This is a genomic window from Variovorax nivicola, from assembly GCF_051216475.1.
Taxonomy (GTDB): Bacteria; Pseudomonadota; Gammaproteobacteria; order Burkholderiales; family Burkholderiaceae_C; genus Variovorax.
The window spans coordinates 16,618-34,737 of record NZ_JBPJZK010000002.1; the positions used below are offsets into that span (position 1 = coordinate 16,618).

The 18,120-nt window shown below is 67.3% G+C and carries 18 protein-coding genes and 1 pseudogene; 6 read left to right on the plus strand and 13 right to left on the minus strand.

The features are described 5' to 3' along the window. Window positions 1-39: 39 nt before the first annotated feature. The gene (locus tag ACSFBF_RS08620; protein WP_435465991.1) at window positions 40-1,386 is read right to left on the minus strand and encodes a peptidoglycan DD-metalloendopeptidase family protein; all 1,347 of its coding nucleotides are present in this window, start codon (window positions 1,384-1,386) and stop codon (window positions 40-42) included. Window positions 1,387-1,571: 185 nt separating this feature from the next. Between ACSFBF_RS08620 and tyrS the strand changes: the two genes are divergently transcribed. Beyond that, the gene (tyrS, locus tag ACSFBF_RS08625; RefSeq protein WP_435465993.1) at window positions 1,572-2,780 is read left to right on the plus strand and encodes a tyrosine--tRNA ligase; all 1,209 of its coding nucleotides are present in this window, start codon (window positions 1,572-1,574) and stop codon (window positions 2,778-2,780) included. 7 nt (window positions 2,781-2,787) lie between these two features. Here the strand turns inward: tyrS and ACSFBF_RS08630 are convergent, their stop codons facing one another. Together ACSFBF_RS08630 and ACSFBF_RS08635 are read right to left on the minus strand one after the other, a co-directional pair. Further along, window positions 2,788-3,414 carry an OmpA family protein gene (locus ACSFBF_RS08630; protein ID WP_435467384.1) on the minus strand — a complete coding sequence of 209 codons (627 nt, stop codon included), beginning with the start codon at window positions 3,412-3,414 and terminating at the stop codon, window positions 2,788-2,790. Beyond that, window positions 3,414-3,959: a FecR family protein gene (locus tag ACSFBF_RS08635; protein WP_435465995.1), complete on the minus strand. Its 546-nt coding sequence runs from the start codon at window positions 3,957-3,959 to the stop codon at window positions 3,414-3,416. Before ACSFBF_RS08635 ends, ACSFBF_RS08630 begins: the two co-directional genes overlap by 1 nt. Window positions 3,960-4,109: 150 nt before the next feature. On the opposite strand from ACSFBF_RS08635, the gene ACSFBF_RS08640 reads away from it, so the two are divergent. Together ACSFBF_RS08640 and dtd are read left to right on the plus strand one after the other, a co-directional pair. After that, entirely contained in the window at window positions 4,110-5,027 is a 918-nt protein-coding gene (locus tag ACSFBF_RS08640) for a cation diffusion facilitator family transporter (RefSeq protein ID WP_435465997.1), read from the plus strand. Next, a complete protein-coding gene (dtd, locus tag ACSFBF_RS08645; RefSeq protein ID WP_435465999.1) occupies window positions 5,024-5,467 on the plus strand; it encodes a D-aminoacyl-tRNA deacylase in 444 nt (147 codons plus the stop codon). Before ACSFBF_RS08640 ends, dtd begins: the two co-directional genes overlap by 4 nt. A gap of 18 nt (window positions 5,468-5,485) precedes the next feature. Here the strand turns inward: dtd and ybeY are convergent, their stop codons facing one another. Further along, window positions 5,486-5,953 carry an rRNA maturation RNase YbeY gene (ybeY, locus tag ACSFBF_RS08650; RefSeq protein ID WP_435466001.1) on the minus strand — a complete coding sequence of 156 codons (468 nt, stop codon included), beginning with the start codon at window positions 5,951-5,953 and terminating at the stop codon, window positions 5,486-5,488. Window position 5,954: 1 nt separating this feature from the next. After that, on the minus strand, window positions 5,955-6,911 hold the full coding sequence (locus ACSFBF_RS08655; protein WP_435466003.1) for a PhoH family protein: 957 nt from the start codon (window positions 6,909-6,911) through the stop codon (window positions 5,955-5,957). 20 nt (window positions 6,912-6,931) lie between these two features. Here ACSFBF_RS08655 and ruvA point away from each other — a divergent pair, with 20 nt between their 5' ends. Continuing rightward, window positions 6,932-7,504, plus strand: a complete 573-nt coding sequence (ruvA, locus tag ACSFBF_RS08660) for a Holliday junction branch migration protein RuvA (protein WP_258352837.1) — start codon at window positions 6,932-6,934, stop codon at window positions 7,502-7,504. 161 nt (window positions 7,505-7,665) lie between these two features. Here ruvA and ACSFBF_RS08665 read toward each other — a convergent pair whose 3' ends face one another. Genes ACSFBF_RS08665 through ACSFBF_RS08695 form a run of 7 tightly spaced genes read right to left on the minus strand, consistent with a single transcriptional unit; the run spans window position 7,666 to window position 14,137 of the window. Continuing rightward, the gene (locus ACSFBF_RS08665) at window positions 7,666-8,262 is read right to left on the minus strand and encodes a YdeI/OmpD-associated family protein (protein ID WP_435466006.1); all 597 of its coding nucleotides are present in this window, start codon (window positions 8,260-8,262) and stop codon (window positions 7,666-7,668) included. After that, on the minus strand, window positions 8,259-9,215 hold the full coding sequence (locus ACSFBF_RS08670; RefSeq protein WP_435466008.1) for a phosphatidate cytidylyltransferase: 957 nt from the start codon (window positions 9,213-9,215) through the stop codon (window positions 8,259-8,261). The genes ACSFBF_RS08665 and ACSFBF_RS08670 overlap by 4 nt, the downstream gene beginning before the upstream one ends. After that, window positions 9,212-9,937 carry a lysophospholipid acyltransferase family protein gene (locus ACSFBF_RS08675; protein WP_435466010.1) on the minus strand — a complete coding sequence of 242 codons (726 nt, stop codon included), beginning with the start codon at window positions 9,935-9,937 and terminating at the stop codon, window positions 9,212-9,214. The genes ACSFBF_RS08670 and ACSFBF_RS08675 overlap by 4 nt, the downstream gene beginning before the upstream one ends. Continuing rightward, window positions 9,934-10,386, minus strand: a complete 453-nt coding sequence (locus ACSFBF_RS08680; protein WP_435466012.1) for a hypothetical protein — start codon at window positions 10,384-10,386, stop codon at window positions 9,934-9,936. The genes ACSFBF_RS08675 and ACSFBF_RS08680 overlap by 4 nt, the downstream gene beginning before the upstream one ends. Further along, window positions 10,376-11,725, minus strand: coding sequence for a phosphatase PAP2/dual specificity phosphatase family protein (locus tag ACSFBF_RS08685; protein ID WP_435466014.1), 1,350 nt, complete (start codon window positions 11,723-11,725; stop codon window positions 10,376-10,378). The genes ACSFBF_RS08680 and ACSFBF_RS08685 overlap by 11 nt, the downstream gene beginning before the upstream one ends. Then, window positions 11,722-13,488, minus strand: a complete 1,767-nt coding sequence (locus tag ACSFBF_RS08690) for a bifunctional alpha/beta hydrolase/class I SAM-dependent methyltransferase (protein ID WP_435466016.1) — start codon at window positions 13,486-13,488, stop codon at window positions 11,722-11,724. The genes ACSFBF_RS08685 and ACSFBF_RS08690 overlap by 4 nt, the downstream gene beginning before the upstream one ends. Before the next feature lie 31 nt (window positions 13,489-13,519). Further along, the gene (locus tag ACSFBF_RS08695; RefSeq protein WP_435466018.1) at window positions 13,520-14,137 is read right to left on the minus strand and encodes a CDP-alcohol phosphatidyltransferase family protein; all 618 of its coding nucleotides are present in this window, start codon (window positions 14,135-14,137) and stop codon (window positions 13,520-13,522) included. 168 nt (window positions 14,138-14,305) lie between these two features. On the opposite strand from ACSFBF_RS08695, the gene ruvB reads away from it, so the two are divergent. Together ruvB and dmeF are read left to right on the plus strand one after the other, a co-directional pair. Then, window positions 14,306-15,370, plus strand: coding sequence for a Holliday junction branch migration DNA helicase RuvB (ruvB, locus tag ACSFBF_RS08700; RefSeq protein WP_435466020.1), 1,065 nt, complete (start codon window positions 14,306-14,308; stop codon window positions 15,368-15,370). 6 nt (window positions 15,371-15,376) lie between these two features. After that, window positions 15,377-16,342, plus strand: coding sequence for a CDF family Co(II)/Ni(II) efflux transporter DmeF (dmeF, locus tag ACSFBF_RS08705; protein ID WP_435466022.1), 966 nt, complete (start codon window positions 15,377-15,379; stop codon window positions 16,340-16,342). On the opposite strand, the pseudogene ACSFBF_RS08710 reads toward dmeF, so the two are convergent. Continuing rightward, window positions 16,339-18,093: pseudogene (locus ACSFBF_RS08710) on the minus strand (lysoplasmalogenase family protein). The gene dmeF and the pseudogene ACSFBF_RS08710 overlap by 4 nt on opposite strands. Window positions 18,094-18,120: the final 27 nt, after the last annotated feature.

Below are 18,120 nucleotides of genomic sequence, written 5' to 3' on the forward strand. Positions count from 1 at the left end.
CTTTGGATCAAGGCTGGAGAAGCCGGCCGCGCGACGGAATCAGTCGGCGCTGGCTTGGATGACCGAGAAAGCAGCCGCCAGCTCGGTGCGCGCGCCCACGGCAACGCGTTCGAAGGCCGGGCGCATGGCGGCGGTGATCGGCGCGCCGCCCTCCTGTGCGATGGAGGCCGGGTCTTGATAGACGCCGCCCACGCGGAATTCGAAGTGCAGGTGCGGGCCGGTAGCCCAGCCGGTGGAGCCCACCGCGCCGACCGTCTGGCCCTGGCTCACTGCCTGGCCTGCCTTGACGTCGATACGGCTCAGGTGCGCGTACGCCGTTTGCTGGTTGTTGCGGTGATTGATGATGACGATGTTGCCGTAGCCGTTCTGCGTGCCCGCGAAATCGACCGTGCCGTCGCCGACCGAACGCACCGAGGTGCCCGTGGGCGCTGCGTAGTCGATGCCGTTGTGCTGGCGCCAGCTGTTCAGGATCGGGTGCATGCGCATCGCGAAACCGCTGGACACGCGCGAGAACTCGACCGGCGTCGCCAGGTAGGCCTTGCGCAGGCTGTCGCCGTTCGGGCGGTAGTAACTGCCCTTCTGGCCGGCGCCCGGGGGCTGGAACCAGACAGCCTGGTGAATCTTGCCGTTGTTCTCGAATTCGGCCGACAGCACACGGCCGCTGCGCAACGCCTGCCCGTCGGCTTCGAAGGTTTCGTACACCACAGCGAAGCGGTCGCCCTTGCGCAGCGCGCGCACGTCGACGTCGCCCGCGAAGATGTCGGCCAGCTGGCTCGCCACCGCGTCGGGAATGCGCGAGTCGTCGGTGGCGGCGAACAGCGAGGTGCGGATGGTGCCGCTTGCCAGGCGCGTGCCCGGCGTGAGCATGTCGCGCTCGGTCACGCCGGCAAAGCCGGTGGGCGTGCGTTCGATGACGAAGCGCTTGAAGCCGCCGTCGCCGTCGGGAATCCAGCGGGCGCTGAGCTTCTTGAGTTGGTTTTCTTGCGTGGCCTCGGCCGTCACGGTGCGGCCGGCGCGCGAGAACAGCGCATTGCGGGCTTCCACGCTGCCGCGCACGAAGGCGGTGGCGGCTGGGTCGGAGATGCCCAGGCGCTTCATAAGGGCCTCGGCCGTGTCGCTCGAACGGGTGACGTCGGTGCGGAACAGGGTGAAGCTGAAGTTTTCGAGCGATTCGCTCTGGTCGGCGAACGAGACGGGCGCCGTGGCTTCGAGGATCTGGTGGACCGGGAGGTCGGATGCGTCAGGACCGAGCGATGCCACCGCGAGGGTGCCGGCGCTCAGCAGCGCGGCAGCAATGACCGCGGTGATCTGCTTGGGGTACGTCCGGAATGTATAGGCCACGCGAGAAGCAAGTAGCTCCTCGGCGGCAAGAATGCCGTTGATCAAACTGTGAATTCCAGCTCAGGTTCTGCAAATCCGTGCTGCAAGGCCCAGTAACGTTCAGGGCGGCAGCAGACGGTGCGGAAAAAAGCGCCGCTTAGAATTCGGCGCTTGAAAAGTCGGGCTGAGTATAGCTTCGGCACCCCAAAAGTCAGCTAAAAAAGCCCGTAAAGGCCGAATCTGTTACATCCATGAGCCTCTCAAATAGTGTAGGACGCGCGCTAGAAATATCCCTCCGCGGCGCTGACGAGCTGCTGCCGCAGGACGAGTGGGTGCGCAAGCTCCAGCGCTCCGAAGCCACCGGGACCCCCCTGCGCATCAAATTCGGCCTTGACCCGACGGCGCCGGATATTCATCTGGGTCACACGGTGGTTTTCAACAAGATGCGCCAGTTGCAAGACCTGGGCCACACGGTGATCCCGCTGATCGGCGACTTCACCACCACCATTGGCGACCCTTCCGGGCGCAACAGCACCCGGCCGCCGCTGACCCGCGAGCAGATCGAGGCCAATGCGGCGACCTACTTCGACCAGTTGCGCCTGGTGCTGAACGTCGATATCGCCGAAGTCCGCTACAACTCCGAGTGGAGCGACCCTTTGGGCGCCCGCGGCATGATCCAGCTCGCCGCCAAGTACACGGTGGCCCGGATGATGGAGCGCGACGACTTCAACAAGCGGTTTAAGTCCGGCCAGTCGATCTCGGTGCACGAATTCCTCTACCCGCTGATGCAGGGTTACGACTCGGTCGCGCTCAAGAGCGACCTGGAGCTGGGCGGCACCGACCAGAAGTTCAACCTGCTCGTCGGTCGCCATCTCCAGCAGGAATACGGCCAGGAACCGCAGTGCATACTCACTATGCCGCTGCTGGAGGGGCTCGACGGCGTCGAAAAGATGTCGAAAAGCAAGAACAACTACATCGGCATCAGCGAAGACGCCAACACCATGTTCGCCAAGGTGCTGTCGATTTCCGATGACCTGATGTGGCGCTGGTACACGCTGCTGAGCTTCCAGTCGCTCGAGCAGATTGCGGCGCTGAAGGCCGAGATCGAGGGCGGTCGCAACCCGAAAGACGCCAAGGTCGCGCTGGCCAAGGAAATCACCACGCGCTTCCACAGCGCGGCGGCGGCGGATGCGGCCGAGCAGGACTTCATCAACCGCAGCAAGGGCGGGGTGCCGGACGAGATTCCGGAGGTGTCGCTGTCGGGTGCTCCGCTGGGCATCGCCCAGTTGCTCAAGCAGGCGAACCTCGCGTCTTCGGCCGGGGAGGGCAACCGCCTGATCGACGGTGGCGGCGTGCGGATCGATTCGGCCGTGGTCAGCGACAAGGCGCTGAAGCTGCCCGCAGGCAGCTACGTGGTGCAGGTCGGCAAGCGCAAATTCGCCCGCGTGACCCTGAGCTGAGGGTTTTTCAGCGAACCTCGATAGTGACGCGCCGGTTCCGCGGCTCGTCCACCTCGTCGGCAGTCGGAACGGCCAGGTCGCGCTCGCCGCGGCCCACGGCCTCGATGCGGTTGGCCGGGAACTGGCGCTCCACGAAAAGCTGAACCACTTCCTGTGCCCGGCGACGTGACAGCTGGTCGTTCTGTTCACCACTGCCCTTGGTGTCGGTGTGGCCCGTGACCACGATGTCGCCGCCGCTGCGCGCCAACGCCGCAGCCAGCGCCTCGGTCATGATCTGCTGCGAAGCCGGCGTCAACGTGGTGCCGCCGAGCTCGAAATACACCGTGTAGCGCTGCGGCGGAGGCGGGCGCATGTCGAACAGCGGCTTGTTCTCTGCCTGCACCTTGGCCGGATCGGCCTGGTCTACCACTGGTGCGCCCTTTGCACCCACTGCGGTCGTGGCGCGCTGGTAGGGAGTGGAAAGCACTTCTTCTCCGTCCTTGGCGCGCACCACCACTGCCGATGGCTTGCCGTCTGCCTGCGGCAGCAGCACCACCCGCGTGCCCGGCGTCGAGCATGCGGCCAGCAGCAAGGCGGCCAGCGTGGCCGGAAGAAGGAATGCGAGGCGGGACTGTTGGGGTTTGAGGGTCTTCATCATGGCTGGCCGTCGGCTTGCACGATGAAGTCGGTGCCGCGAATGCCGATGGTGGCCGTCTGCGTCTCGACACGCACCGCGTCGGGGTTGGTCTTGCCGATCAGGCCGGTGATCATGCGCATGGAGCCTCGCAGCAACGAGACCAGCATGCCGCCTTCGTGCGTCGTGCCGTCGAAGTGGAATTCCTTCAGGTCGAGCCGCGACGAAGGGCCGACCACCAGCGTCGTGTCGTCGCGCAGCACCACGGAGGCCGAGGAGTCGGGGCCGGTCACGATGCGGTCCACTGCGCCCAGCGCGTCGCCGGGGCTTGCGGCACGGGTGGTGCCGGCGCCGTTGAGCAGTTGCACGTTGCCGCGCACGAACTTCACGAAGCCCGCCTGGGGATCCGCCTTGGCGGCTGGCGCGGCGGTAGCAGCAGTGGGTGCGGACGCGGCTGCGGCAGGTGGCGCCGCCACGGGAGCGGCCGACGGCGTCTGGGCTTGTGCCAGCGCGGCCGAGGCCACAATGGCGAGGCCGCCCAAGGCGATCACGAGGTTTTTCATCATCTGGGCTCTCTGCGAAGGACTGTTTCGCGTTGGTCGCAAATTATTAATGCGAAGGCGTTACATGTAGACACGGAGCCGATAATTCAGGCAGTTCTTGCGGCCTTTTACCGCTTTTTGCGTTGCCTTCTGCCCAATTCCCATGGTTTTTGCATGACGTTGACCCCCAAGACGCTGCTGCGCGTGTCTGTTGCCGTGGCTTTGATCACGATCGTGCTCAAGGGCCTGGCCGGCTACATGACGAATTCGATGGGCCTGATCTCGGACGCCATGGAATCCTTCGTGAACTTGGCGAGCGCCATGTTCGCGCTGGCCATGGTGACCATCGCCGAGCGGCCGGCTGACGACGACCATCCCTACGGCCACCACAAGGCCGAGTACTTTTCCTCGGGCTTCGAAGGCATCCTGATCGTTGGCGCGGCCATTGCGATCCTCTGGGTGTCCATCCAGCGCCTGCTGTCGCCGCAACCGCTGGAGCAGCTGGGCTGGGGCCTGGCACTGTCGGTGCTCAGCTCGGGCTTCAACGCGGGGCTGGCTTTCGTGCTCTTCCGCGCGGCACGCACGCACCGTTCGATCGCGCTGGAGGCCGACGGCCGCCATCTGATGACCGACGTGTGGACTTCCGCCGCCGTGGTGATCGGCATCGTCGGCGTGCAGCTCAGCGGCTGGCTCTGGCTCGACCCGCTGCTGGCCATCGGCGTGGCGCTCAACATCGTGCGCGAGGGCGTCAAGCTGGTGTGGCGCTCGTCGCAGGGCCTGATGGACGAAGCCCTCGACCCCGAAACCCTCGCCACCGTGCGCGCCACCCTCGACGCCTTTGCCGCCCGCATGCCCGAAGGCACGCGACTGCGTTTCGACGACATGGTGACCCGCAGCGCCGGCCAGCGCCGCTTTGCCGACCTGCATATGCACGTGCCCGGCGACTGGACCCTGCAGCACGCCGCCAACATGCGCGACCAATTGGAGCAGGCCCTGATGGATGCCGTGCCTGGCCTGCGCGTGACGATCCAGCTCCTGCCCCTGACCATGGAAGCCCGCGCCACCCAGGCCGGTGAGCATCACGCCTTATGAAAGCTGTTCTCCAACGCGTGGCAAATGCGCGCGTCGACATTGCCGGCCGCACCGTCGGCGCCATCGACGCGGGCCTGCTCGTGCTGCTGTGCGCGGAGCGCGGTGACATCGATGCGCTCGCCGACCGCATGCTCGCCAAGATCCTCAAGCTGCGCATCTTCTCGGACGATGCCGGCAAGATGAACCGCAGCGTGCAGGACATCGGCGGTGGCCTGCTGGTGGTGAGCCAGTTCACGCTGGCGGCCGACGCGAGCGGCGGCAACCGCCCCAGCTTCACCCAGGCAGCGCCGCCCGACGAAGGCCGCCGGCTCTACGAATACTTCGTGGCGCAGGCGCGTGCAGCGCATCCGGTGGTGGCCACCGGCGAATTCGGCGCGGACATGCAGGTGCACCTGCTGAACGACGGGCCCGTCACCATCCCGCTGCAGATGACGGCGTAGCAGCGCGGAGGCTGCGGTCTATTTGCCGTACGGGCTGCGAATGCCCAGCCCCGCAAGAATCTCTATCTCGTAAGCCTCCATCTCATCGGCATCGGCCTCGCTGGTCTCGTGGTCCCAGCCCTGCGCATGCAGCGTCCCGTGCACCAGCAGGTGCGCGTAGTGATCGGCCAGCGTCTTGCGGTTTTCCTTCGCCTCGCGCGCCACCACCGGCGCGCACAGCACCAGGTCGGCCATCACCAGCGGGCTTTGCGCGTAGTCGAAGGTCAGCACGTTGGTCGCGTAGTCCTTGCCGCGAAACTCGCGGTTCAGGCGCTGACCTTCGTCGGCGTCGACGATGCGCACGGTGATCTCGCCGTCGATGTCCAGCGCATGACGAATCCAGCGCGTCACGCTGTGGCGCGGCAGCGCGACGCGATGGCGCTCCACGCCCTTGAAGCGGCCGAACTGCAGCGAGAGCGAAAGTGCGGGAAGTGCGGATGCGGCCATCTCAGTGGGCTCCGGCGCGCTTGCGCTGGCCGTCGTAGGCATCGACGATCTTCGCCACCAACGGATGGCGAACCACGTCCACGCTCGTGAAGTGCGTCATGGCGATGCCGTTTACGCGCTTGAGCACGCGTTCGGCGTCGATCAGCCCGCTCAACTGCTGCTTGGGCAGATCGATCTGGCTCACGTCGCCCGTCACCACCGCGCGCGCGCCGAAGCCGATGCGCGTGAGGAACATCTTCATCTGCTCGGGCGTGGTGTTCTGCGCCTCGTCGAGGATCACGAAGGCGTTGTTCAGCGTGCGCCCGCGCATGAAGGCCAGCGGCGCGATCTCCAGCGCGTTGCGCTCGAAGGCCTTCTGCACCTTCTCGTAGCCCATCAGGTCGTACAGCGCGTCGTATAGGGGGCGCAGGTACGGGTCGACCTTCTGCGTCAGGTCGCCCGGCAGAAAGCCCAGCCGCTCGCCCGCTTCCACCGCGGGCCGCGTCAGCACGATGCGCTGCACGGCGGCGCGCTCCAGCGCATCGACCGCGCAGGCCACAGCGAGATACGTCTTGCCGGTGCCGGCCGGACCGATGCCGAAGGTGATGTCGTGCTTGGCGATGTTGTCGAGGTACACCGCCTGCGTGGGCGTGCGCGCGCGCAGGTCGGTGCGACGGGTGACCAGCATCGCGATGTCGTCGTCGCCCTCGAGCATTCCGCCGTCGCCGGCCAGCGTGAGCTGCACCACGGCGGCGTCGATAGGGCGTTGGGCAATTTCGTACAGCGCTTGCAGCACGTCCATTGCGCGCTGCGCGGAGGCCTTGGGGCCGTCGACCTTGAACTGTTCGTGGCGGTGCGCGATCTTCACGCCCAGCGCTTCCTCGATGCGGCGCAGGTGGGCGTCCAGAGGTCCGCACAGGTGGCCGAGGCGCGAATTGTTCAGGGGGGTAAAGGTGTGTCGCAGAATCACGCCGGACATTTCAAGGAAAAAGGGCACCCATGATAGGCAAACTGACTGGCACGCTGGCCGAACGCAACCCACCGCAGGTGGTTGTGGACTGCAACGGAGTCGGCTATGAGGTCGACGTGCCGATGAGCACGTTCTACAACCTGCCGAACCTCGGCGCGAAGGTCTCGCTGCTCACGCACTTCGTCGTGCGCGAGGACGCGCAGATTCTCTACGGCTTCGGCACCGCCGAGGAGCGGGCGGCCTTTCGCCAGCTCATCAAGATCACCGGCGTGGGGCCGCGCACCGCGCTGGGCCTGCTGTCGGGCATGAGCGTGGGCGAGCTTTCGCAGGCGATCACGACGCAGGAACTCGGGCGGCTCGTGAAGATTCCGGGCATTGGCAAGAAGACTGCCGAGCGGCTGTTGCTGGAACTCAAGGGCAAGCTGGGCGCTGACATCGGCCTGCCGGCGCATGCGGCTTCCGATGCGCAGGCGGACATTCTTCAGGCGCTGGTCGCGCTGGGGTACAGCGACAAGGAGGCTGCTCTCGCGCTGAAGGCGCTGCCGAAGGATGCGACGGTGAGCGAAGGCATCAAGATGGCTCTCAAGTCGCTCGCGAAGTAAGGGTGGTTCGGGGCGCGCTCACGCCGACGGTGTGCTCTGCTCCGCGAATGTCCCCCGGCCTGCGGCCTCCTCCTTTATTTCGCTGCGCAGAGCACACCATCGACGTGATCGTTCAGCGCACTGGTTGATCGGCCCGCACCCCGGGACGAAACTCTCGCCGCTCAGGGATGAATTTTCTCGCCCTTCGCCAGCATCTCCACGAACTTCTCTATGCGGCGCGCCCGGGTCTCGGGCTTCTTCGCGCCCTGGGTGCGGAACAGCACAGCGTAGCGGTTCTGCGCATTCAGCGTCGCGAAGAACTTTGCGGCTTTCTTGTTCGCATCCAGCGCCGCCTGCAGATCGGGCGGCACTGTCGCCACGCTCGCGGCTGCGTAGGCCGCGTCCCAGCGACCATCGGCCTTCGCGCGCTCGATCTCGGCCAGTCCGGCCGGCTGCATGCGGCCTTCGTCGATGAGCTTCAGCACCTTGGTACGGTTGATCTGCGACCAGATGCTGCGCTTGGTGCGCGGCGTGAAGCGCTGTAGGAAATACTGCGCGTCCTCGCTCTTGCGCTGGCCGTCGATCCAGCCGTAGCACAGTGCTTCCTCGAGTGCGGCGGGGTGGTCGATGGAGGCGATGCCGCTGTCCTTCTTCGCAATGCGCAGCCACACGCCGGCGGCTGTAGCGTGGTGGCGCTTGAGCCAGCGCGTCCACGACGCGGCGTTGGTGCACTCGACTGGCGTGTCGTGCGGAATACGTTCGGTCGTCTTCGTGCTCATGGCACCCACCAGTAGCGCAGCGCGTGGAAGTAGATGGGCGCCGCGAAGATCACCGAATCCAGTCGATCGAGCATGCCGCCATGGCCTTCGATCATCGAGCCCCAGTCCTTCACGCCGCGGTCGCGCTTGATGGCCGACATCACGAGGCCGCCGAAGAAACCCATCAGGCAGATCGTGAGCGCCATCAGCGCCGCCTGCCACGGGTTGAACGGCGTGGCCCAGTACAGCGCCGCGCCCAGCGCGGTGGCGCTCGCCACGCCGCCGATCAGGCCTTCCCAGGTCTTGGAGGGCGACAGCTCCGGCGCCACCTTGTGCTTGCCGAAGAGCTTGCCCCACACGTACTGCAGCACGTCGCTGCCCTGCACCACGATCACCAGGAACGCGATCAGCAGCAGGTTGCGACCCTCGAAGCCGGGAATCTGCAGCGTGAGCAGCGCCGGCACGTGGCTGATGCAGAACACGCACACCATCAGCCCCCACTGGATCTTCGAGGTGCGCTCCAGGAAGCGGCGTGTGTCGCCGCCGACCGCCGCCAGGATAGGCAGCAGCAGGAAGGCATAGACCGGGATGTAGATCGCGTAGAGCCCGTACCAGTCGATCCAGATCAGGAAATACTGCCCTGGCAGCGCGAGGTAGAAAGCCAGCGCGATCGGCGCGTGGTCGCCGCGCCGCGTGTAGGCCAGGCTGATGAACTCGCGCAGCGCATAGAACGAGATCAAATAGAACAACACGATCACGCCGCCCTTGCCGAAGGCGAAGGCAATGCCGATGACCGCCACCATCACCCACCACGCGTTGACGCGCGAGTTGAGGTTGTCGATCACCGAATGCGGCTGGCCGTGCGCCACGCGCCACTTGAGTAGCGCGCCGATGGCCGAGGCCAATATCAGCACGCCGGCCACGCCGCCGAAGAGCTTGAGCGTGGTCCATGCGAAGGGAGAGAGTTCGATCACGAGGCGCTCCCTCCGTTGCTTTGTTCGTTTTGTTGTTCGATGCGGTCGTATTCGGGCCGCAGGTCGAGCATCGCCGTGCGCGCGCGAGCGATGAAGGTGTTCTTGTCTTCCCCCTCGGCCAGCGAGATCGGCGCGCCGTAGCGCACTGTGCAGGCCAGCGGAATCGGCACCAGCGTGCCCTTGGGCAGCACGCGTTTCAGGTTCTCGATCCACACCGGCACCAGCCGCACGTTGGGACAGGCGCGCGCCAGGTGGAAGAGCCCGCTCTTCAGCGGCAGCAGGATCTCGTCGCCCGTGTTGCGCGTGCCCTCGGGGAACATGATGAGCGAGTCGCCGCCATCCAGCGCCTCCTTCATTTGCTCGACCGGGTTCTCGCCCTGGCCCGAGCCGTCGCGGCGGATCATCAGCGCATTGAACACGTCGGCGCCGATGAACTGGCGCGTCTTCGAGGCCATCCAGTAGTCCTGCCCGGCCACCGGCCGTGTGAGCGCGCGCAGGTCGGGTGGCAGCGTGGCCCACAGCAGCACGAAGTCGCCGTGGCTGGTGTGGTTGGCGAAGTACAGCGTCTGCTCGGCCTTCGGCGTGGTGCCCGACCAGATGGCGCGCACCCCGGTCAGCAGCCCGGCCGCGCCGATGATCAGCTTGCCCGCCACGATGGCGAGCCCGCGCCGCAGCACGGTGCTTTCTGGCTTGTCGTTGTTCTTGTTGTCTTCTTCGGTCAAGAGAGGTCCTGTGTCATCAAGGCAAGGAGGAACAAGGCGCTCTGGCAGGCCACGACGATGGCGTGGCGCTGCATGAGCTGGCGGGTGCCCTGCACGCGGTCGTCGAGCGGGCGCGTGGTGGTGTGCTGCGACGACGACGGCGGCTCGCGCAGCCCGAGGGCGGCGAGCGCCTTGTCGAGCGCATCCAGCGAAGCGACGGTGTTGCGCGCGAGGCCGTCGAACAGCGCCTCGTCGAAGCGCAGCCGGAATGCGAAGTAGCGCTCCAGCGCGCCGAGGATCACGACCGCGCCGAAGCTCATGGTTGCCGTGGTCGAGAGCGAGCGCAGCGTCAGCGCGAGCACCAGCGCTGAGATGCAGGTGAGCGCGAAGCCCCAGAGGGCCAGCAGCGCAATGGCGCGCAGCAGGCCGGCCAGCGCGGCGCAGGTGGTTCGGTCATTGTCATCGGTCATGGGGCGGTACCTCCGGCAAAGGTTTGAACGGCTCCAGCGACACCCGCCAGGCACCCCGCAGCACGATCTGCGGCCGTGCGCGGCGCACCGTGTCTTCGGCCTGGGCGACGCCTCCGGCCGGGCCGTAGCGGCCCAGCCAGGCGATCACCGCCGCAGCGCTGCGCGAGAAGCCGAGCGCGCAGCAGACCCACACTGTGGCACCGTCCGCATTCCGGCGCTGGCCTTCGATGACGGCGGCCGCGCGCTGCAGGCGCATGGTGGGCGGCACCGTCAGGTCGAGCAACGGCACGCAGCGCGCATGCGCCACGCCGGCCGGCATCTGCAGCTCGGCGCACAGGCTCACCAGCCGGGGCTGACCGGCGGCCAGCCATTCGGCATGCGTCGGCCGGCGGCCCAGCCGCAGGCCCGGCACCACTTCGACCGAGGCGGGGAGCCTGCGCGTCCAGAGCCAGGCGTTTGCGGCGGCGCAGAGCCGGTAGGGCGCCAGCATCCAGCGCGCCGCCCAGCCCATGTGGCCGTGGCCGTCCATCTGGAAGCCGCGTGCGCCGAAGCCGATGTAGTTCAACGCCACCAGCGCGAGCGACGCGGACGGCCATGCGAGCCACAGCACGACGCCGCCGCCGTACAGCGCGGCCGCCAGGAACAGCGCCGCGCCCACTGCATAGAAGCCCGCCAGCTTCCAGCGCTGCGGGTCGCGGGTGATGTGCCACGCGCGCGGCATCGACACCACGCGCTCCAGTGGCCACAGCCACACGCAGAACAGGCCGAGCAGCGCGCCAGTCGGAATGTCGATGAAGTGGTGCTGCCACGTCGTGAGCACCGACGCGCAGATGGCGAAGGCCCACACGTGCAGCACCAGCCGAGCCCAGAGGGGCCGGATGAACTGCCGATACCAGTCCCACAGGATCACGGCCAGCGCGATGTGCAGCGACGGCGCCTGGTTGAACGGCTGGTCGAACCCGCGCAGCGCGTTGAACAGAAAGGCCGGCGCCCCGTTGACCGGCGGCTGCCCGAAGCTGAAATGCAGCGGCCAGAGAATGAAGCAGCTGCAGGCGATGAGCGTGGCCGTCACCAGCCGCAGCGCATGCCGGTCCAGCGTGTGCCGGCTGCGCGCCAAGAACAGCGACAGCGCGTAGAAGACGTTGATCGTCCAGTACGGAAAGATCGTCCACGGCCAGAACGGCACCTGCCGTTCCCACTCGAACGCCATCGACGGCACGTTCGCCCGCGTGGTCGCCCACCAGTTGGCGAAGCCGTAGGTCGCATAGAACAGCGGCCCCAGAAACACCAGCCATGCAGCGGCGCGCTTCCAGGGCCGTTGTGCCAGCCAGGCGGTCATTGCGTGACGCGCACTGCCAGCGACACCGTGAAGATGCCCCACTCGTCGACCCGCTGGTCGATCTTGCGGAAGCCCGCTTCTTCCACCAGCTGGTCCATCTCGTACTGGGTGCGGCGTCGCATCACCCAGGCCTCGCCCTGGCGGTGGCTGGTGAGGGCGCGCGCGATCATCTCGAGCTGCGGGTGCCAGGGCTGGCCGGTGTAGACGAGGTAGCCGCGGTCTTCCACCGCGTCGCCCACGCCCGCGAGCGAGCGGCGCACCATCTCGTTGTCGGGGAACAGCTCGTACAGGCCCGACACCACGGCCAACGTGGGCCGCGGCAATACGCTCGCGAGGCTCATGCGGTCGAAGGCGTCGGCCTGCACGAACTGCGCGACGTCTTCCAGGCCCTTCTCGGCGATGAGCGCCCGGCCGTCACGCACGTTGATGTCGCTGTAGTCGCGCAGCAAGATGGAACTGGCCTTGATGGGGCTGGCCAGCACCGCGTCGAGCACGTAGCGGCCATGGCCGGCGGCGATGTCCATCACGCGCACCTCGCGGTGCATGTCGGCCAGGCGCTCCATTGCGATGCGCAGCAGCTCCTCGACGTGGATCTTGCGCTGGCGGATGCCGCGCCAGCCGATCGAGTCCAGGTACGTCTTGTCGATGGAGCGGCCGATGGCCGAGCTGCCCTGCGGATGGTTGCGGTACACGTAGTCGAGCGTGCTGCCCGAGTCGAAGCCGGTGGCGTGGCCGAGCTTGATGCCTTCGGACATCGTGCCGCCCAGCTTCAGGCTCGCGCGGGTCATGGCCCAGTAGGCGCCGCGCGGCGACAGGGGCGACAGCGGCTCGGCCAGCGCACGCGACTCGTCAGCCGTGTCGCCGCTCAGGTGCGCCTCGCGGCGGTCCACTGGCACGGCCGGTTCGTCGAAGCGCTGCAGGATGAATTCGCGGATCTGCGCCACGGCTGGCGCGCGGTCTTTCTCGCCCAGGGTGTCGTGGAAGAAGCCCGGCAATTCCGTCTTGGTCTTGACCGCGCTGCCCAGCCGCTCGAAGAACTGGTGCTGCGGCTTGTGGTGCACCACCCAGTCGGCGCCCGAAATGAGCAGCTGCACCGGCAGCGTGATCGCGTTGGCGTCGGCCACCACACGGTCGGCGGCTTCGTACAAACCCAGCAGGATGTTGACCGCGATGGGCCGCGAGATCAGCGGATCGCTCTCGTAGCTGGCGATGCGCTCCGGGTCGTGCGTGAGGAACTTCGCCTTCACGTAGCTGTTGACGAAGAACAGGCCGCGCATCTTGTGCATCAGCCCGAGCCCGGCGCGTGCGAACGGCACGTAGAGCTTGACCTTGAAGGCCGGCGAGGCGAGCGTGAGCCCGCGCACCTTGGGTGCGTAGTCGTGCGCCCAGGTGGAGATCAGCACCGCGCCCACGCTCTGCGCGACCACGTGGATGTCCTGCTCGGCCACGCCGTGCGCCGTTCCGATGTGCTGCACGAATGTCTGCACGTCGCGCACCGAGGTACCGAAGCTCGGGCTGTAGCCGCGCTGCCCGGGCGAGCGGCCATGGCCGCGGGCGTCCCAGGCGAAGAAGTCGAACTCGGGCAGGTTCAGCTCGTCGACCAGGTGCGCCATGCGCGCACCGTGCTCATGGCCGCGATGGAACAGCACGATGGCGCCGCGCCGCGTGGCACCGGTGGCCGGCCAGTGGCGGTAGAAAAGCGATTCGCCGTCGTGCGTCTGGAAGTGCAGTTCGTTCGGAGCGCGTGGGGTGGTGTCGTTCATTGAATCCCTGTGAAATCTTGTAGGAGCTTGTTCAGTGGCGGCCGGCGGCGTCGGCTTCAGCCAGCGCGCAGCGGATGCGGTTGACGGTGGTCCAGGCCACCAGCGCCGCCAGCAGCGGCATCAGCCAGGCCGTCCAGCCCGGCAGCGGCAGGCCCAGCGCCACGTAGAGGCCGAGCGCGCCGAACACGAAGGCCCGGTCGCTCTTGCCCAGCGGGCCGTCGTAGCGGCGCGAGGCGCCCACCGTGGGGCCCAGAGCGCCGGCGAACTCGCTCAACCCGGCCAGCACGATCACCGTGCCGACCCAGAAGCCGCTGAAAGGCAGCACCAGCGCAAAGGGCAGGTACAGCGCCGCGTCGGAGACCACGTCGGTCAGTTCGTTGAGAAAAGCGCCCATCTTGCTCTGCTGGTTGTGCTCGCGCGCCAGCATGCCGTCGATGGCGTTGAAGGCCATGCGAAGGAACATCCACAAAGGAATGAGCCCTAAGGCCGCGAGCGAGGGCGCCGCGAAGAAGAGCCAGAGCCCGAGTGCGACCGAAACGACGCATGCCGCCATCGTGACCTGGTTGGCGGTGACGCCCATCGCATGCAGGCGGACCACCAGCGGCCGCAGCAGGGCCTGGAAACGCGGCTTCAGTTCGTAGATCGACACGTGCTGGCTTCCCCTCGTTTGTTATATGGCCGGAGCATTCTGCCAGTGAAGAATGGCCCCCACGCTCGGCACTTCGTGTCCTCGCTGCCCCCCGAGGGGGCCGCTCGCTTGCTTGGGGCGGCCCGGCGCAGCGCTCGGACTAAACTCGCAAACGCAAAACCCCCTCCCATGACCATCCAGACAGACGACTTCGCGCCCGCCCCCCAACGCGTGGTGTCCGCAGCCCCCGCATCGCCCAACGAAGAGGCGATCGAACGGGCCTTGCGCCCCAAGCTGCTCGACGAGTACGTCGGCCAGGCCAAGGTGCGCGAGCAGCTCGAAATCTTCATCGGCGCCGCGCGCAAGCGCAAAGAGGCGCTCGACCACGTGCTGCTGTTCGGCCCGCCGGGCTTGGGCAAGACCACGCTGTCGCACATCATCGCGGCCGAGCTGGGCGTCAACCTGCGCCAGACCTCCGGCCCCGTGCTCGAAAAGCCCAAGGACCTGGCGGCGCTCCTGACCAACCTGGAGCCGAACGACGTGCTCTTCATCGACGAGATCCACCGCCTGAGTCCGGTCGTCGAGGAAATCCTGTACCCCGCGCTGGAGGACTACCAGATCGACATCATGATCGGCGAGGGCCCCGCGGCGCGCAGCATCAAGCTCGACCTGCAGCCCTTCACGCTGGTGGGCGCCACCACCCGCGCCGGCATGCTGACCAACCCGCTGCGCGACCGCTTTGGCATCGTCGCGCGGCTGGAGTTCTACACGCCCGAAGAGCTGGCGCTGATCGTGACCCGCAGCGCCCGCTTGCTCAAGGTCGAGACCGACGCGGCCGGCGGCTTCGAGATCGCCCGCCGCTCGCGCGGCACGCCCCGCATTGCCAACCGCCTGCTGCGCCGCGTGCGCGACTACGCCGATGTGAAGGGCGACGGCCGCATCACCGTCGATATCGCGCACAAGGCACTGGCCATGCTCGACGTCGATCCGCAGGGCTTCGACCTGATGGACCGCAAGCTGCTCGAGGCCGTGATCCACCGTTTCGACGGCGGCCCGGTGGGCCTCGACAACGTGGCGGCCAGCATCGGCGAGGAGCGCGACACCATCGAGGACGTGATCGAGCCCTACCTCATCCAGCAGGGCTACCTGCAGCGCACGCCACGCGGGCGCATCGCCACGCTGGCGGCGTACCGGCACCTGGGCGTGACGCCGCCTTCGAGCCGTTCCGACGGACAAGACCTCTTTGGAGCCTGAAGACACATGCACACCCATGACCTGAGCGCCTGGCAGCACGACCACCATTTCGGCGCTGACACCGCCTCCGCCGAGCGCAGCACGCGCCTCGTGATGTGGATCACCGCCGCGATGATGGTCGTCGAGATCGGCGCCGGCTGGTGGTTCAACTCGATGGCGTTGCTGGCCGATGGTTGGCACATGAGCTCGCACGCGCTGGCCATCGGCCTGAGCGCCTTCGCCTATGCGGCCGCACGGCGCTACGCGCGCGACCCGCGCTTTGCCTTCGGCACCTGGAAGATCGAAGTGCTCGGCGGTTTCGCCAGTGCGCTGGTGCTGCTGGGCATCGCGGCGCTGATGGTGGTGGGCTCGCTGGAGCGGCTGTGGTCGCCCTCGGCCATTCACTACCCTGAAGCCATCTCGGTCGCGGTGCTGGGGCTGGTGGTCAACCTCGTCTGTGCGCGGCTGCTGGGTGGTGCGCATCACCATCATCACGGGCATGACCACGGGCACGCCCATGGACACGACGATCACCACGCGCATGACGATCACGGTCACGACCTGAACCTGCGCTCGGCCTACATGCACGTCGTGGCCGACGCCGCCACCTCGGTGCTGGCCATTGCGGCGCTGCTGGGCGGCTGGTTCTACGGCTGGGCCTGGCTCGATCCGGCGATGGGCATCGTCGGCGCGGTGCTGGTGGCGGTCTGGGCCAAGGGGCTGCTGAAGGAAACCGGCAAGGTGCTGCTCGACCGCGAGATGGATCACCCGGTAACGCAAGAGATCCGCGAAGGTGTCGAGACGACGCTGGCCGATTCGGAAACCCGCGTGGCCGATCTGCACGTGTGGCGCGTGGGGCGCGGTGCGTACGCCTGTGCGCTCACGGTGGTGACGCACTCGCCGGTGCTGACGGCCGACGAGGTGCGGGCGTGCTTCTCGATGCACGAGGAGATTCGCCACTCCACGGTGGAAATCCAGCGCTGCGTCGATTAGCTCCTTGTCCTTCCTGCAGGCCGCGTGTGGCGCACGATCAGAATCTGCGCCGCGTAGTAAGTAGCCAGCACCCACAGCGCCGCCAGCGGCAGCGGTGACACGAACCGGTCCGTTGCCAGCAGCGAATCGCTCAGCATGAAGAAGCAGGCGCCCACCGCCACCCACAGCGCTGTCGGGTCCGCACTGCGCAGCACGGCGGCCCGTCCGATGGCCTGCGCCGCCATGCAGGCGATCACGATCACATAGACGCCGACCGGCACCCGCAGGGCGACGGGTAGCCCGCCTTGCCAGAGAAACGCGTACATCCCCGCACCGATCAGCAGCGTCGCCGCCAGCGCGCCGCGGCGCGGGAACAGGCCGACCCCGATGCGGAACAGCGCGATGTACGCCAGGTGCGCGAGCAGGAAGCACACGAGCCCGGGCACGAACAGCTTGGCCGGCCCCATCAGCAGTACGTCGCCTGCCAGCGATGCCACCAGGCCCGTCAGCAGCAGTCCGTCGAAAGTCGTCACGGCGCCCGCCGCCATCGCCCGTCGCGCCGCGAGGAAGATTGCGATCGACAGCGCCAGCGGCTTGAAGACGATGTGCAGCCAGCCAATGCCCAGCGCCGCGCTCGCCGTGGCCAGGGCCGCTGCCTCGATCAACAGCACTTCGGTTATGGACAACCGCCCCTGCAGCACACCGCCAATGGCCCACAGGCTCGCCGTCAGCGCGGCCAGCCAGATGGCGGCCTGCGGCAGCGGCATGCCGTCGGACACCCACAGAAAGCGCGCGACCCCCGCCAGCATCAGCACGAACTGCGCGCCAGCGAACCACTGCACGCCCCGGCTCACCGCCGGTTCGTAGCGCGTCACCTTCGAAATGTCGAAGGCCGGCTTCGGAAACCGCGCCGCCACGTCGGCCGGTCGCCAGCCCGGCGGCTTGAACCACACGCGCAGCTTGTCGGCCCAGCTGCGCGCGTGCCATGAATCCTTCGCCAGCCCCCAGTACACCTCGGCGTTGGCCCACAGCGGGTCCCAGCTGCGCAGCTCGCCGCGCGTGCCGTACACGCAGCGCTCGTCTTCCTTGCGGAAGCTGCCGAACATGCGGTCCCACACGATCAGGATGCCGCCGTAGTTGCGGTCGAGGTAGTTGTCGTTCACCGCGTGGTGCACGCGGTGGTTCGAGGGCGAGCAGAACCAGTGGTCGAACCAGCCCAGCTTGCCCACCTGCTCGGTGTGCACCTAGAACTGGTAGAGCAGATCGACCAGCGCCACCACGCCGAACACCAGCGGCGGCACGCCCGCCACCGCCATCGGCAGGTAGAACACCCAACCCAGCAGCGCGCCGCTCGAGGTCTGCCGCAGCGCGGTCGACAGGTTGTAGTGCTGGCTCTGGTGATGCACCACGTGCGCCGCCCACAGGATGGCCGACTCGTGGCCCATGCGGTGCAGCCAGTAGTAGCAGAAGTCGTAGAACACCAGCGCCAGCAGCCAGCCGTACCACGTCGTCCAGAAGTCGCGCGCGGCCTCCTGCGGAAACAGCGCCATCGCCGAATACACGGCCGTGTAGATGCCGATGCGCAGCAGCCCCGTGAGCACCGCGCTGATCTGGCTCAGCATGCCCAGGCCGATGCTGTTCACGGCGTCGGCGAGGCGGTAGGTGTCGTGCCCCGTGCCGCGTCGTGCGCGCACGCGACCGACCGCGAATTCAATCGCGATGAGCAGGAAGAAAACGGGAGTTGCGAGAACGATGATCTGGCCGGGGCGCATCGCGCGATTGTGGCGTTGCCGTCGGGC

Coding starts and splice junctions, on each gene's coding strand:
- ACSFBF_RS08630 (WP_435467384.1), bottom strand. CDS start 3,414: ATGAAGACCCTCAAACCCCAACAGTCCCGCCTCGCATTCCTTCTTCCG.
- tyrS (WP_435465993.1), top strand. CDS start 1,572: ATGAGCCTCTCAAATAGTGTAGGACGCGCGCTAGAAATATCCCTCCGC.
- ACSFBF_RS08685 (WP_435466014.1), bottom strand. CDS start 11,725: ATGACCGCCTGGCTGGCACAACGGCCCTGGAAGCGCGCCGCTGCATGG.
- dmeF (WP_435466022.1), top strand. CDS start 15,377: ATGCACACCCATGACCTGAGCGCCTGGCAGCACGACCACCATTTCGGC.
- ACSFBF_RS08690 (WP_435466016.1), bottom strand. CDS start 13,488: ATGAACGACACCACCCCACGCGCTCCGAACGAACTGCACTTCCAGACG.
- ACSFBF_RS08665 (WP_435466006.1), bottom strand. CDS start 8,262: ATGAGCACGAAGACGACCGAACGTATTCCGCACGACACGCCAGTCGAG.
- ACSFBF_RS08680 (WP_435466012.1), bottom strand. CDS start 10,386: ATGACCGATGACAATGACCGAACCACCTGCGCCGCGCTGGCCGGCCTG.
- ACSFBF_RS08655 (WP_435466003.1), bottom strand. CDS start 6,911: ATGTCCGGCGTGATTCTGCGACACACCTTTACCCCCCTGAACAATTCG.
- ACSFBF_RS08635 (WP_435465995.1), bottom strand. CDS start 3,959: ATGATGAAAAACCTCGTGATCGCCTTGGGCGGCCTCGCCATTGTGGCC.
- ruvB (WP_435466020.1), top strand. CDS start 14,306: ATGACCATCCAGACAGACGACTTCGCGCCCGCCCCCCAACGCGTGGTG.
- ybeY (WP_435466001.1), bottom strand. CDS start 5,953: ATGGCCGCATCCGCACTTCCCGCACTTTCGCTCTCGCTGCAGTTCGGC.
- ACSFBF_RS08640 (WP_435465997.1), top strand. CDS start 4,110: ATGACGTTGACCCCCAAGACGCTGCTGCGCGTGTCTGTTGCCGTGGCT.
- dtd (WP_435465999.1), top strand. CDS start 5,024: ATGAAAGCTGTTCTCCAACGCGTGGCAAATGCGCGCGTCGACATTGCC.
- ruvA (WP_258352837.1), top strand. CDS start 6,932: ATGATAGGCAAACTGACTGGCACGCTGGCCGAACGCAACCCACCGCAG.